The sequence below is a fragment of the Desulfosarcina alkanivorans genome, from assembly GCF_009688945.1.
Taxonomy (GTDB): Bacteria; Desulfobacterota; Desulfobacteria; order Desulfobacterales; family Desulfosarcinaceae; genus Desulfosarcina; species Desulfosarcina alkanivorans.
In genome coordinates this window covers 260,264-275,204 of the sequence record NZ_AP021874.1, presented here as the reverse complement: position 1 = coordinate 275,204, position 14,941 = coordinate 260,264, and the positions used below count along the sequence as shown (strand labels likewise).

8 protein-coding genes are annotated in these 14,941 nt (G+C 55.1%); all 8 read left to right on the top strand.

Features of this window, described 5'->3' with window-relative positions:
• The first annotated feature begins 4 nt into the window (after positions 1 to 4).
• Complete coding sequence (locus DSCA_RS01205) at positions 5 to 3,598, top strand: DUF4815 domain-containing protein (protein WP_155314709.1); 3,594 nt, start codon at positions 5 to 7, stop codon at positions 3,596 to 3,598.
• A gap of 13 nt (positions 3,599 to 3,611) precedes the next feature.
• Positions 3,612 to 3,878, top strand: a complete 267-nt coding sequence (locus DSCA_RS01200) for a VrlD (RefSeq protein ID WP_231716349.1) — start codon at positions 3,612 to 3,614, stop codon at positions 3,876 to 3,878.
• 2 nt (positions 3,879 to 3,880) lie between these two features.
• The gene (locus DSCA_RS01195) at positions 3,881 to 5,194 is read left to right on the top strand and encodes a hypothetical protein (RefSeq protein WP_155314708.1); all 1,314 of its coding nucleotides are present in this window, start codon (positions 3,881 to 3,883) and stop codon (positions 5,192 to 5,194) included.
• Between the two features lie 296 nt (positions 5,195 to 5,490).
• Positions 5,491 to 5,718 (top strand): helix-turn-helix domain-containing protein, encoded by a 228-nt coding sequence (locus tag DSCA_RS01190; RefSeq protein WP_155314707.1) that lies wholly within the window; start codon positions 5,491 to 5,493, stop codon positions 5,716 to 5,718.
• A 69-nt stretch (positions 5,719 to 5,787) separates the two neighbouring features.
• Entirely contained in the window at positions 5,788 to 9,237 is a 3,450-nt protein-coding gene (locus DSCA_RS01185; RefSeq protein ID WP_155314706.1) for a helicase-related protein, read from the top strand.
• 3 nt (positions 9,238 to 9,240) lie between these two features.
• Positions 9,241 to 10,629 carry a type II toxin-antitoxin system toxin DNA ADP-ribosyl transferase DarT gene (darT, locus tag DSCA_RS01180; protein ID WP_155314705.1) on the top strand — a complete coding sequence of 463 codons (1,389 nt, stop codon included), beginning with the start codon at positions 9,241 to 9,243 and terminating at the stop codon, positions 10,627 to 10,629.
• On the top strand, positions 10,630 to 11,868 hold the full coding sequence (locus DSCA_RS01175) for a macro domain-containing protein (RefSeq protein WP_155314704.1): 1,239 nt from the start codon (positions 10,630 to 10,632) through the stop codon (positions 11,866 to 11,868).
• Between the two features lie 22 nt (positions 11,869 to 11,890).
• Positions 11,891 to 14,929 (top strand): DUF1156 domain-containing protein, encoded by a 3,039-nt coding sequence (locus DSCA_RS01170; RefSeq protein WP_155314703.1) that lies wholly within the window; start codon positions 11,891 to 11,893, stop codon positions 14,927 to 14,929.
• Positions 14,930 to 14,941 lie beyond the last annotated feature (12 nt).

Here is a 14,941-nt window from a genome sequence, read left to right as displayed (position 1 = left end):
AACCATGTCCATCTCGCGCGATACATTCGACCCGACAAAAAACTATAAACAGATCCGCTACCACCAGGACCGTGACCTGCTCGACTCGGAATTGAACGAGCAGCAGGAGATCATCAACCTCGAGCGCAAGAAGATCGCCGACATGCTCTTCAAGGAGGGGGCGGTCATCAGCGGGCTCGGGGTGTCGGTCATCGACAATGTAGTGACCGTGGCCGAAGGGATTGTCTATGTCGACGGTTATCTTGAGCAGATTCCGGGCGCGGTTCTGACCTACGATCCCGCCAAGACATCGGGTGTGGACTACGTTTACGTCGAGCTGCTCAAATACAACTACGGTTACAACCAGGACGCGGCGCTCATCAATCCGGCCACGGGCGAGCCCACCGCCGAGCGTGAAAAATGGGTTTTGACACTGAAAGACCATGACACGAGCGGTGAGACGTTGCCCAATAACGTTCTCGAGCGCAAAGTCGTTCCCATTTACAAGTTCGACCGGGAAACCGGTGACGTCACCGCCACGGTCCAGGAAAAGTCCAACATGTACCTCCGGGATCTCCTGGGGACGATTCCCGGCAGTCGCATTACGGTTTCTTCCATTACCGAGGATCAGCTTTCCTTTGCCGCGGCGGAGGGGTTGAACTCGCTGCTCCAGAATCTGGCTGAACGAACCTTCGACCAGGCTGGCAGCTACCTGGTGAAGGGGCTGGACAGTTTCATCGGTGATAACGATAGCGACAACGTCGAAGTCATCACCAACGCAGGGCGGGCCTACATACAGGGATTCCGCCTGCAGAAGGATCTGCCGACAACCACGATGGTTCCCAAATCCGTCGCCACCAAATCGGTGCGCGGTGAGCAGAAGACGTACAACGTCGGCACTCGGCGTTACGCACTCAACAGCACACCATTGAAGGAAAGTACCCAGGTCGAGGCCATTGTCGAGATTGTCTCCAACATCACTCGCGGCTCGGTGGGAGGCGGCGAGGATCTGCTGGCCCCGAATCCGGTGGTGGATATTCTCGAGGTGAGCCAGGGCGCGACCGTTTTTCAGGAAGGCGTGGACTGGCAGCAGTCCGGGAATTATGTGGACTGGCTCGGGACAGGCAGCGAACCGGCCATCGGCACCACCTACACCGTGCGCTGGACCTATACCAAGCAGATGGTCAAAGGCACGGATTATGTGGACGGTGGTTGGTTTGGTGAGTCGGGTCATCCTGCGGCTGGGGAACATTTTTACCAGGTTACGGTTCTGGACGCTTCCGGCGAGACCGAATATGACCCAGCTGATGTCGTTTCCCGCGATACCCTGGCCGGTGAAATCAACAAGCTGTCCTGGTTGCCGGTCAATGGAGCCACCGGCTATCGCGTCTATCGTGGTTCGCAGAACTCCGACCGGGCTGATTTTCAGCTTCTCAAGGAGGTCGCTTCCGGGGTCACCACCTACGTCGATGACGGCGTGGACGAGATTGTTGGCGGTAACCCACCCGCATCCAATACCAGCGGTCTGACCATGTCACCGGTGCAGGTGGCTCTGGGCAATTTGAGTCTGGTCAACTTCGGCCGGACCGGACTCGGCGACGACCCGGTGGACGGCTCAAACTGCAGCGTCGATTACGACTACTACTTGGGTCGCAAAGACATCATCTACGCAACGACCAGTGAGATAAAACGACTGGAAGGTGCGCCGGCTGATTTTCCAAAACTGCCGGTCGTGCCCGAAGGCACACTGGGGCTTTGCAGCGTCGACTGTCCGCCCAATTCGGTTGAGATGGACATCATCAACTTCGGTTTGACCCGCGTCACCATGGACCAGATCCACGAGATCATCAATGACGTGGAAGACCTCAAGTACAACGACGCCCAGTTCCAGATGAACAACGAGCTGCAGAACCGGGACGCGCAAACCAAGAAAGGCGTCTACTCGGACGATTTCTCCAATGATGCCCAGTCCGATATCTATCACAGCGAATGGAGCGCCAGGATTGACGGCGTGAGTCAATTTGTGGGACCGGATCGTGTTTCCACACCCAACCTGCTCGAAGTCGACCTGGGCGCAAGTGACGCGCTGTTCAAGGGAAGCCTGGTGCTGCTTCCCGGCACTGAGGAGGTCCTGATCGAACAGGCCGACTGGTCCGAGGAGAAGAACATCAATCCTTATGCGGTCTTTGAAAAGCCCGATGCCGCGGTGGAGATCACACCGAACATCGGACGCCGGGGACAGACCGGTATCGCCGTGGTCGGTTCCAACTTCACGCCCAGCGCAACAGATGTCACCGTACGCTGCGACGGACAAGTGGTCGCTTCCAACCTCACGGCTGACGCTGCCGGACGGGTGAACGCATCCTTTGTTATCCCAACCAATGTCCGTAATGGCGACCGGATTGTCGAAGTAACCGACGGCACCTATTCGGCCCAGACCAACCTGCAGGTCAACGATCCGCTGGTCATCACACGAATCCAGCGCATTGTGGTCAACCGCACCATTGTGCGCAGACAAACCATCGTGCAACGGGTTCCGCCGCGTATCGTCCGGGTGCCGGTCGTTCGGACGGTGTGGCGTTGGAGATGGCGATGGCGCAGGCGCGACCCGCTGGCCCAGACCTTCAGTTTTACCCAGAACCGTGTCGTCTCGGCTGTGGGCGTTCATTTCACTCAAAAGGACGCGTCCATCCCGGTGACGGTTCAGATTCGCGGTGTCACCACCGGCCTGCCCAACGAAGTGGTTATGGCCGAGAAGGTGGTCTCTTCCGATGAGATCAGCCTGAGTGGCGAAACCAAGATCACCTTCGACGACCCATTCTACGCCGAGGCGAACACCAGCTACGCGGTGGTGCTGCTCACCAACAGTACCAACTATCGCGTGCGCATCGCCACGCTGGGACAGATGGGGCAAAACGGCGTCATCACCCAGCAGACCTATGCCCAGGGTGTGCTTTTGGAAAGCTCCAATGCCGAGACCTGGACCCCGCTCAACGGTTCCGATCTTACAGTAAAGATTTACGGATACGATTTCCAGCCGTCCGGCGAGGTTCGATTCCAGCCTGTCACCGGTGCGCAGTTCAGCGAGCTCAATCTTGATGAATACTCGGCCATCCCGGAAGGCACCGGCATCGTCTGGGAATATTCCACGGATGGTGGAACCACCTGGGACGCTATCGTACCCGCCGAGGAGGAAAACCTGCCGAACATCGCAAACGATGTGTTGCTGCGGGCGCTTTTTGAAAGTACCGCGGTCAATGATTCGCCTGCGTTGAACTACAAGGACGTGAACCTGATCGGGCATTTGAACAACACGACCGGGGCTTACATCTCCAGAGAGAACGAACTGACCCAGGGAGTGGAATCCACCAAGGTCTACACGCAGATGAACATCCCCAGCGGTACCAGCCTCAACTGGTTCACCTCCAACGACGACGGCGCGACCTGGGAGCCCATGTCAATCGAGACAACACGCGAAATCGATCAGGAGTGGACCGAGTACACGCTCACCCGGACATTCTCCGATCCGAGCGGAACCGAGGTCCGCTACAAGGCGGAAATGACCGGTAACAACCTGGTCTATCCCCGGATTCACACCCTCGGGGCAACGTTGAGCTGATGGAGAAATGCCCATGATCGTAAGACAACAAGGCGGACTGACCGAGTTTATCCCTTCCCCGCGTGAGAAACGCGACGGCGTCATCCGCGACAACGCACTTGAATTGATTGCGAACCTGAATGCAAGGCTTCAGCGGATAGAAACGGAGCTCGATCTTCCCAGCAAAGAGGCTGAGGCCTTTACCGAGATCATGAAGCGCATTCAGCAGGAAGAAACCGAAACCAAGCGGATTAACCGGAAGCTGTTGGATTCCGGCGTCAGCCACTCTGAGAGGATATGACCATGACCATTACAATTCAAAGCAACACCGACACCATTTTGGAACTCCCCGGCCTGCCGGGCACGCTCGGACCGGGAAAAACAACAAGCCTACCAGCCATGACCGAGGACCTTGTCCGGGCCCTCGATCTCGGACTCCTGCTCGTCCCTTCAGGTGCGGAAGCCCCAGAGGGCATGCCACCGGTCGTGTTCGATCATCACTATCCCCATGCACTGCCCATTACGGCGGACAGGGCCTATTACGTCCGTGTCCTTCGTTCTCCCAGTGGATTTCACGACGGGACCGGGCTTCGGGATTTCGTCGCCTACTACGCTGACGGTGCTGGCATGAGCTGCGCCTTTTCCGATGACGGGATCACATGGGATAACGAGAAAGAGATCACCGGTATCGCGACCAACGGCTACCATGTCGTCTGCGCCCTGGAAGCCTCTGACCGCCTGAGGATTCTCTACTGGGACCCGGACGTTCTGAACCAGCCCTATGCTATGGCCGGTCTGCGTATCGCTGTCTGCAATCCGCAGGCAGACGCCTCTGTGTTCACCGAGGATGCGGCTTGCACAGGCAACCTGGTTACCGAGGGAACCGAGGCTGTCTGGAACCGCGGTCACTACGGGCCGTCATTCCTCTGGTACAACCCGGAACCGACCTCCATTCCCGGCAAACCTTTCACCTGGCGCTACGCCATGCTTTTCATCGCCTCGACGGGCGGCAACGACAGTCTCGGTTTGGGCTATTCTGACGGCGGGATGGACTGGCAACTCTATGGGGACACGCCGATCCTCTCCGGACTGATCGATGCTCAGGATTGGGAAGGGGTGAACGGCTACGTCTCCTCCTGCCACGTGGAGCGCCTGGCTGACGGACGCTGGTGGATGCTCTACTCCGGCGGCGCGGCAGGAAACGCCGGCATCGGTTACGCCTGGTCCTGGGACCGAATCCACTGGACAAAGGCTTCTTTCAATCCCGTGTTTCAGGCGGGTGACGGGCCCTTCCTCGAACGTTGCTACACGCCCAGCCTCGCTATTGACGCTGACGGTTCCCTGCTCCTTTACCGCTCCGCTCGCGACGCCGATTCCTATCGGACCTTTGTTTCGCGTCTCAGGGCAGCCTCGCTCGGCTGGCAGGACCTGCTCGGGTCCGATCATTTGGGGCAGGGGCTCACAGCCCGCAGATCCGTTCGCCGCGGTCAAGGCTCCGAGGCCGAGCGGGACGCGGCCATCCCCAACCCAGCTCTGGGAGATGAGTGGTTTAACACCGATCTAGCCGGTGGCGGAAAATGGGAGAAACACACCGGAACAGCATGGGAACGAACCTGATCGGTGTTCTTTTCCTTCCGGTTTCCATTTCCAGGGAATAGCGTGAAACCACACATCACACCTGCCTAATTCTAACGGATGCAATGCCGACCTCACCAGCAAAGAGTCGCCAAAGGTCAATGGGGGCGCGCTTAAACCTATTTGTGCGGCTTTATCCTGATGAAAACAATTGACAGCGGGTATTTACCCATGTATATTAACCGAAGGTTTAAATTGGGAGAGCTGTGCCCAGCTATCCCGTTTTCGCCTCCGGCGAATGTGGTTATTAACAGAATCGCCCATGAGGAGCACAAGAAATGGCCGAGATGGAAGACCGTTGGTTATCAGTAGATGAAATAGGCAAGTACCTCGGGGTCAGCAGTGACACCGTATACCGGTGGATCGATAAGCATAACATGCCTGCTCATCGTATGGGTCGTCTCTGGAAATTCAAGAGAGATCAAGTTGACGCGTGGGTCGAAGCTGGAGGGGCAAACATAGCGGGCTCTGGTTCTGGCCGGCAGAAGGACTCCACGGGAAATTGATGGAAGATCAGCGCGGACAGATACAATGCAACAAGCGAGTATGATCACCGAAAAGGGACATGGTAAGACATGAATCTTGAACAACTCAAACCAAATGCTATCGCATACGGGCCAGTATTTCCTGAACCCGTCAAAATCATTGCCGTTATTCCAATGGGAAGCTCGGTTAAAGTTATCGCGGAAGGGCTGGATTCAGGCAAAGTTCATCAGCCCGTTCTGTCCCCGGAACAGATAGCGACACTCGAAGTTTCGCCGGATTCAAAGCCATACGATGGCGATCCGGAGCGTTTTCGGCTTGGGATTGAATCTATTCGTTTAGGTCTGGCATATGAGTATGACCCCTACTTCAGTCTTTCCATCGCTCGCGTAGACCCCCTGCCGCACCAGCTCGAAGCTGTTTATGATTACTTTCTCAAACTCCCACGCATCCGGTTTTTACTCGCCGACGACCCCGGCGCTGGAAAAACGATCATGGCAGGATTACTTGTCAAAGAATTGAAAGTTCGTGGACTGATTCGACGCGTGTTGATCGTCACCCCCGCCAATCTTTCCTTTCAGTGGCAGCGTGAACTCAAAGACCGTTTCCGCGAGGACTTCACAGTGATCCGGAGCGACTTGCTTCGGGCCAATTACGGCGCAAATCCCTGGCAGGATATAGACCTGGTGATCACATCCGTTTCCTGGGTGTCCCGCATCGAGGATGCAAAAGACAGTTTGATGCGCAGCCACTGGGATCTGGTCATTGTCGATGAAGCACACAAAATGAGCGCCTATGGCGAGGACAAAAAGACGCTGGCTTATCAATTAGGGGAGTCGTTGTCGCGTAGGACGGACCATTACCTTTTAATGACTGCGACACCGCACAAAGGCGATCCCAAGAACTTCTCGTTATTCCTGCGGCTGCTCGATCCGGACGTGTATGCCGACGTAAAGAGCATACACCTCGCTATGGAACGTAATGAGGCTCCGTTTTATTTGCGCCGCGTCAAGGAAGCGCTGGTCACCTTCCCTGATCAAAAAACCGGAAAATCGAAGAGCCTGTTCACCAAGCGAATTGTCCACACTGCCGGATTCGAAATAGACGATGAGGAACTGGATTTCTACGATGCGTTAACCCAATATGTTGAAGACCAATCCATTCGTGCGTCGGAACAGAACACGGCGGCAGCCAGGGCTGTCGGATTTACAATGGCCATGCTTCAAAGGCGTTTCGCATCGAGCATTTATGCCGTCCGGCGCACCCTGGAAAGAATGATACAAAAGCGTCGCTGGATTCTTGAGAACCCTGAAGAATACCGGCAAAAGCAAATTGAGAAGAAAATACCGGACGATTTCGAAGATCTGCCCGAGGACATGCAGCAATCCGTTCTGGAAGCCGCCGAAGCAGCCGTCATTTCCATCGACCCCCAAGCCCTTCGCGATGATATCGTTGAACTCGAAAACCTGGTCGAGAAGGCGTGTGCGCTGGAAAAACGGGAAGTGGAGTCAAAACTCGTTCGGCTGAAATCCTTCCTGACCGACGAGAATTTCTTTGATGACCCTCGGATGAAGCTGCTCATATTTACCGAACATAAAGACACACTGGACTATCTCGTGGCTGACGGCCACGACGGGCGCCCTCTCGGGAAGTTACGAGAATGGGGATTCAACGCCACGCAAATCCATGGTGGTATGAAGATCGGAGACCGGAACACCCCTGGGACCCGTATCTATGCAGAACGAGAGTTCAGGGAGGATTGCCAGATTCTCGTGGCCACAGAGGCTGCCGGTGAGGGCATCAACCTTCAGTTCTGCTGGTACATGATCAACTACGACATCCCGTGGAACCCGAATCGATTAGAGCAGCGTATGGGGCGTATCCATCGCTACGGTCAGGAAAAGGACTGCTATATCCAAAACTTTGTGGCGACGAACACCCGTGAAGGCAGGGTTTTCGAAAAACTCTTTGAGCGGATTGATAAGATCGAAGCCGATCTGGACCCGAACCGCACAGGCAAGGTCTTCAATGTCCTGGGCGACGTCTTTCCTGCCAACCAAATCGAGCGGATGCTCCGGGACATGTATGCGCACAACCAGATGACCGAGGAACTCATCAAATCACGCATCATTGAACAGGTGGATACCGAACGCCTGCGCGAGATCACGGAATCCACGCTGGAGGGACTGGCCAAACGAAGCCTGAACCTATCGGCCATCGTCGGAAAGTCCGAAGAGGCGAAAGAACGCCGTCTTGTTCCGGAAGTCATTGAGGGTTTCTTCCTGGGGGCTGCACCGCTGGCCGGCGTTTCACCCAAAGCACAGCAGCAGAACCGACACGTTTACCGCATTGGGCGTCTGCCCCGCAATCTGATGCCGCTTGCCAATGAACTCGAGCCACAATTCGGCCGCCTGGGCAGAGAATACAAGCACATCGTCTTTGACAAAGAGGAGCTTCAAGAAGATCCAACCCTCGAGTGGGTGACACCCGGCCATCCATTGTTTGAGTGCATCCGCGTTTTTATTGAGCGCGATGTGAGAGATTGCCATTCACGCGGCGCTGTATTCTACGATTTGCACGCATCAAACCCCGCGCATCTGGACGTTTTCTCAGCGGAGGTGCGGGATGGGCGGGCCAATGTGCTTCACAAGCGCCTGTTTGCCGTACAGACTGACTTCAACGGTCGTATGATGGTCAAGCAACCCACCATTTTTCTTGACCTGTCTCTTGCGCCCAAAGGCACCGAAATCCCGGCGGGGTTGACACCGCCCGACGCTACCGCTCTGGAAATTGCGCTCCATGAGCAAGCCTTACAACCCCTACTTAAAGCGGAAATAGGTCGCCGGGAGCAGGAAACGCGTAGGATTTCCGAACACATGGAAATCAGTCTCAACGCGGTCATCGACAAGGTGCAGTGCCAATTCGCCGAATTGATGAACCAGAAAGAGGCGGGCACTAATGAAATCGGCCTTGAGGGGCGTCTCAAGATGACTGAGGACCGTCTCGATGAACTGAATAATCGTCTCGAAACCCGTCGGGCCGAGCTGCTCCAGGAGCGTGAATGTACCATCAGTAACATTCACCGTTTCGCCTCCGCTTGGGTATTGCCGCACCCGGACCGTGAGGCTCCTGACATAAAGCCCATGGTAAGCGATCCAGAAATCGAGCGTGTTGCCGTGGAAACTGTCATTGCCCACGAAGAGGCCCGTGGATGGAAGGTGCAGAGCGTTGAAAGTGAGAATCGTGGCTTCGACCTCATCTCGCGTCGGCCCCATTCCGAAGACCCGCAGACCTCTGTTGAAGTTCGATTCATCGAAGTCAAAGGCCGTTCCCACATCGGCGAGGTGGCTCTTACGACCAATGAATTTCAGACCGCCGAACGGCTCCAAGGTGACTTCTGGCTCTACGTCGTCTTCAACTGCGCCACTAATCCGGAATTGCACATCATTCGAAATCCTGCTCGCCTTGGGTGGAAACCCCTCGTCAAGATAGAACATTACCATGTCGGACCGCAGGATATTTTGCGGGCGGAGGAGGGCTGAGATATGTCGATACCTGATGAACACAAGAGCCGCCATATCTACCAGTTTACGCATCTGGAAAATCTGCCGGACATTTTGCAGCACGGCCTCCTGTCATACAACGAAAAGGAGCGGCGCGGAATTTCCCATATCTCCATTGCATCTAGCAGTATTCAGGACCGTCGGGCAGTGATGGACGTTCCAGTTGGACCCGGCGGCGTTGTGCACGACTACGTACCTTTCTATTTCTGTTCCAGGTCTCCCATGCTTCTTTCGGTCGTAAACGCAAAGAACGTTGATCAACTCTATCTGCTTTATCTTGGTGTTCCCATTGACGTATTGGCTTTGCCTAAAGCCGTTTTCACTAATGCCTCGGCAAATACTGCTGTACCTCCAACATTTTACTCAGACCCTTCAGATCTCGCAAACCTCGACTGGGCGAATATCGATTCCAAGAAATGGGGTAGCCCGTCTGATGATGCTCGCCACGCGCGTATGGCTGAGGCGTTGATTCATAGGCGTTTAAAAGTGTCGAAAATCGACCACATCATTGTCTGGAATGATATGGTTAAGGAAAAGGTTGAAGAGATTTACGCCGAAGCCGACATAGACCCTCCCGCTATTGTATTCGATGGCCACAGGGGAAGGCACTTCTACTATATCAATTTTTACGACAAAGGGGGAAGGGTATCGATCGTCACGGGACCGATATGTCTCCGAAATCAATATGAAGCGGCTGCAAAGGAAGTGATGGAGACCCGGAGTGAAGAATCTCCGGATGAAGCAATGTTCGATAGTATTGAGGACGCTGTTGATGAGCTCGATGATGACTTCTGCGCTTTGCCGGAGCTCGCTGAAATCAACGATCTGCCCACCGCGAACCAGGAGCATCGTGAGGATGTCGGGGCGCATACCCGGACCGTGGTCGATAAGCTGAGAAACTCTGACCTCTTTGAAGCGCTATCCGACCGAGAAAAGGTTTTGGTCGAATTTGCCGCATATCTTCATGATATAGGCAAGGGAAAAAGCCCGCGAGACGATCAAGGGCGTCAAAGAGTCGACGCGGATCATCCCGCGAGGGCAATTTCACTGGTTCAAAGGATTCTGACCGAAGATATCGAAACAATCGATGAGGAAGAGGTTCGACAGGTAATTTTACTCGTCGCTTACCATGACTTGATCGGTGATATCGTAGGCAAGGGACGCGACCGGCAGCAACTTCTCGAAGTGCTCGAGTGCGCTGAAGACTTCGATATGCTCGCAGCTTTGAATTGCGCGGACGTTGAGAGCCTTATTCCAGAAGGTGGATTGGCCAGGATGATCTCTTCACATCCCGGATGGCTCGAAAGAATTAAGGCAGGTCTGCCCGATCTGCGGGATTGGGTATTGGAAAATTTGGAGGACGAGGAATAGATGATCCGCTACGCACAAGGTGATATCTTTGACACACCTGCGGACATCCGCATCAATACGGTGAACTGTGTTGGCGTAATGGGTGCGGGCGTGGCCCTGGCGTTCAAGAACCGATACCCGGAAATGTTCAAGAAGTACGCAAAGGCATGCAAGGCGGGTGAGGTCCGACCAGGAAAGCCCCACGTTTGGGAAAAGAGTGAGTTCGACGAAGTTGTCACGGTTGTCAACCTGCCGACGAAAGATCACTGGAGGCAACCTTCCGAGTACGAGTACGTCGAGAAGGGTTTGCGATGGCTGCGTGAGTTTGTCGAGAAACACGGTGAGGTGCGCGTTGCCCTTCCTGCCTTAGGCTGTGGGCACGGCGGACTGGACTGGTTACGCGTCCAGAAAATGATAGAGGCGGCTCTTGGCGATTTGGCCGCCGAGATTATCGTGTTTGAACCATCGTCTTCCCACGCGGCCGGCGAGCGCCTGGACGAGTCAACCCTCGCCCGTTTAAAGGAACTCGGTATCAAACGACTGCAATCTGGCGATCCCGGCTATCCCGAGACGTTGCGCGGCAGATCAGGTGCAACCGTTTATCTAAGGGGGGATGTGGAAGCACTGAGCGGCCCCATGGTGGCGGTAATCCCATCGATTAAACCGTCCGAGCGCGAAATACAGGGTGTCGTAGCCTGCGTGAAGGAACTGACCAATCCAGGCGTCCGTATCTTGACCGGATATTCCGCAAAGGCGGACCGCCCCGTCATCCGCACTGCGCTGGAACAGGGTGCGCATGTCATCATTTGTCTTGTAGAAGGCATTCTTTTGTTCAACATCCGGCGCGATTTACAGGACGTGTGGGACGAAGACCGGGTGACTGTACTTTCAGCGGCCAAACCGCAGCAAAAGTGGTATCCGGGCGGTGTCGGGAAAGCAACGGCAATTAAGCTATCACTCGCGGATGCGGCACTGATTTCCGACCCGTCCCCCAAATGGTTGTCGGGCTTTGCGCGTAACAGGACAGCGGGAATTTGTGGCAGAATTTTCTACCTGAACTACGGAGATATGCAGGAAGACATCAAGATATCCTTGCGGGAATTGCATGCAAAGCCGCTAAGCAGAAGCCGGAAGTCAGGCAAACCGAATGTGGCTGAGGTACTCGCCGCTCTCGCACGTACAGAACCGCAGAAAGAGGCCAGTGAATCTATTCCCATAGCACACGAATCCAGAGACGAAAAAAGAACTTGTACCGATTGAGAAAGCCGAAGGAGAAGCATCTGTGACCTACCCCAAACGACTAATAGAAGTGGATTTGCCTATCAAACGGATTTCGGCGCATGCACGGCGGGAGAAGTCGATTCGTCATGGGCATATTTCTACACTCCATATCTGGTGGGCGCGGCGGCCGTTGGCAGCGTGCCGGGCAGTGGTGTGCGCTTCGTTGTGGCCCGATCCATGTGATGATATCTGTCCACCGTGGTTCATCAATGTTGCCAAACGGTTGATGGCATATTGGGGCGAAAGTCACCTGCAAAAGTGCAGTACAGACAGTTATCTGCGGTTCAACAAGATTACCAGGACACCGCACTGCCTCGATGATGCGGCGGAATTGCGTAAGGTGATGCTCGATTTTATCGCAGACTTTGCCAATTGGGATAACTCGACTGATCCTGCCTACCTGGCCGTGGCACGAACGCTGACTGTGGCTGCGCATTACGCGCTGGAAGACAATAGCACCTTTGCCCTTCCCGAATCAATCAGCGTTGAAAGCCTCAATGACGCCATTAAGGATGCACCCCGACCGTTGCTTGTTGATCCCTTCGCCGGAGGAGGCGCAATTCCGTTAGAAGGGCTACGCTGCGGGGCCGATGCCTTTGCCAGTGATTTGAACCCCGTGGCCGTCCTGCTAAACAAGGTCGTGCTCGAATACATTCCGAAGTATGGACAGCGCCTGGCCGACGAAGTCGAAAAGTGGGGTCAATGGATCAAGGAGCAGGCAGAGAAGGAACTGGCCGAGTTCTATCCGAAGGATGAAGACGGAGCGACACCGATTGCTTACCTCTGGGCGCGAACGATTACCTGCGAAGGGCCAGGTTGCGGTGCGGAAGTACCGCTCATGCGGTCGCTATGGTTGGCGAAGAAGGGCGAGAAATCTATCGCTGTACAGATTGTGCCCAAGCCTGATGAGAAACGCTGCGACTTTGTCATCATTAAGAAAGAGAACGGGAATTGGGTCTATCAGGACAAGCCTGAAATGGCCTGTGAGAAGCCTAAGTTCGACGCCACGGTGGCGCGTGGTTCAGCCACCTGCCCTTGCTGCGGTTTTACCACCCCCGTCAAGTCGGTCCGCGCTCAACTAAAACCACGTAAAGGCGGCGCCAACGACGCCCGACTGTTCGCCGTGGTCACCACACGGCCTGGTCAGAAGGGGCGTTTCTACCGTCTACCCGGAGATCGCGACCTTGACGCCATTCGAAAATCTGCCAGTGAACTCGAGCGCCGAAAGGCTGCATACACTGGGAAACACAGTTTTGTACCAGAGGAACCGACACCCCCAGGCATAGGTTCCGGTGCTGGCCGGGCCTTTTCGCAGAGAAATTATGGCATTGATACATTCAGCGATCTATATACCCCACGCCAGCTTCTATCGATGACCACCCTCTCAAGGTTGGTGCAGGATTGCTCGGAGCGCACTGAGGTCCAATCGATCCTCGCACTAGGCGTTGGGCGTGTTAATGATCTCTGCATGTCAAACTGCCGTTGGCTCCCGACCAGGCTAACGGTTGCAGCAGCGAATGGTGGGCAGAATCGTATGCCTGTTAATCTCGATTTTGCTGAGACAGTGGCGATTGCTAGCGCAAGTGGAAGTTGGCAGGGGCAAATGAAGTGGATAAACAATGTCGTCCGGGGCCTTGTTGCTGGAGGTATCACTCCAGCCACAGTTCAGCGAGTTTCTGCCCAGACAGTACCTCTGCCAACTGACTCGGTCGACTTTTTCTTTACAGATCCACCATATTACGACGCTTTTCCATACTCTGATTTGTCTGATTTTTTTTATATTTGGACGAAACGTGCTCTTTCTGACAGCGCGATGGACTATGATGGTGGCACTGTCCCAAAATCTGAGGAAATTGTTCTATACAATGTGGTTCATGGTGAAGATGGAGTAGTTAAGGATCACCAGTATTTTCAAGAGCAGATGTCCACCGTATTCTCACGGGGACGCGATATTTCCAAACCAAACAGCGTTGGAACTATTGTCTTCGCGAATAAAACTACAGAAGGCTGGGAAGCCCTGGTCACGGGCCTGATTGATTCTGGATGGATTGTTACTGGAAGTTGGCCAATTCAAACAGAGCGGCCATCTAGACAGCGAGCGCAAGAATCGGCAGCACTCGGTTCGTCTGTTCACATCGTCTGCCGCCCCCGAGAAGACGAAGACGGCAACGTGATCGAACGTGTAGGTGACTGGCGGGATGTGCTTTCGGAACTACCGGGACGCATCGCGGACTGGCTGCCCCGTTTAGCGTCGGAAGGCGTGGTGGGCGCGGACGCTATTTTTGCGTGCCTGGGACCGGCGCTTGAGATATTCTCCCGCTACTCCTCGGTCGAAAAGGCCAGCGGTGAGGTTGTGCCGTTGCGCGAATATCTGGAACAGATTTGGGCTGAGGTGGCGCGGCAGGCGCTCAATATGATCTTTGAAGGCGCGAACGCCAGCGGCTTCGAGGAGGATGCCCGACTGACGGCCATGTGGCTCTGGACCTTACGCACCGAAGCGAACGGCAATGGCGCGGACAACGAGAAGGCTACGAGCCTGCCGGGTTACACCCTCGAATATGATGCAGCCCGAAAGATCGCCCAGGGGCTGGGCTGTCACCTGGAGAATCTGACCCACTTGGTCGAGGTTAAAGGAGACAAGGCGATGCTGCTGTCAGCGGAGTCGCGGGCGCGCTATCTCTTCGGCAAAGAGGACGTCCGCGCGACAACCAAACGCTGCAAGAAAAAGGATGGTCCGGTCCAGCAAGACCTGTTCTCCCTCCTGGGAGTACCCGACGAAGAAGAAACCGTGGCGGAACGGGCTGAACTCGAGCGGCCTCCGGCGGGCAAAACAGCGTTGGACCAGTTACACCAGGCGATGCTACTATTCACGGCGGGTCGGGGCGCGGCTCTCAAGCGCTTTTTGGTGGACGACGGCATCGGCACGAATCCGCAGTTTTGGACTCTCGCCCAGGCGCTCTCGGCTCTCTATCCGTCACACACCAACGAAAAACGATGGGTGGACGGCGTGCTGGCACGTAAAAAAGGACTTGGATTCTAAAGGATAAAGGAA

Excerpts from the sequence above, each read along its gene's own strand:
- DSCA_RS01205 (WP_155314709.1), top strand. The coding sequence starts at position 5 with ATGTCCATCTCGCGCGATACATTCGACCCGACAAAAAACTATAAACAG.
- darT (WP_155314705.1), top strand. The coding sequence starts at position 9,241 with ATGTCGATACCTGATGAACACAAGAGCCGCCATATCTACCAGTTTACG.
- DSCA_RS01200 (WP_231716349.1), top strand. The coding sequence starts at position 3,612 with ATGATCGTAAGACAACAAGGCGGACTGACCGAGTTTATCCCTTCCCCG.
- DSCA_RS01175 (WP_155314704.1), top strand. The coding sequence starts at position 10,630 with ATGATCCGCTACGCACAAGGTGATATCTTTGACACACCTGCGGACATC.
- DSCA_RS01190 (WP_155314707.1), top strand. The coding sequence starts at position 5,491 with ATGGCCGAGATGGAAGACCGTTGGTTATCAGTAGATGAAATAGGCAAG.
- DSCA_RS01185 (WP_155314706.1), top strand. The coding sequence starts at position 5,788 with ATGAATCTTGAACAACTCAAACCAAATGCTATCGCATACGGGCCAGTA.
- DSCA_RS01195 (WP_155314708.1), top strand. The coding sequence starts at position 3,881 with ATGACCATTACAATTCAAAGCAACACCGACACCATTTTGGAACTCCCC.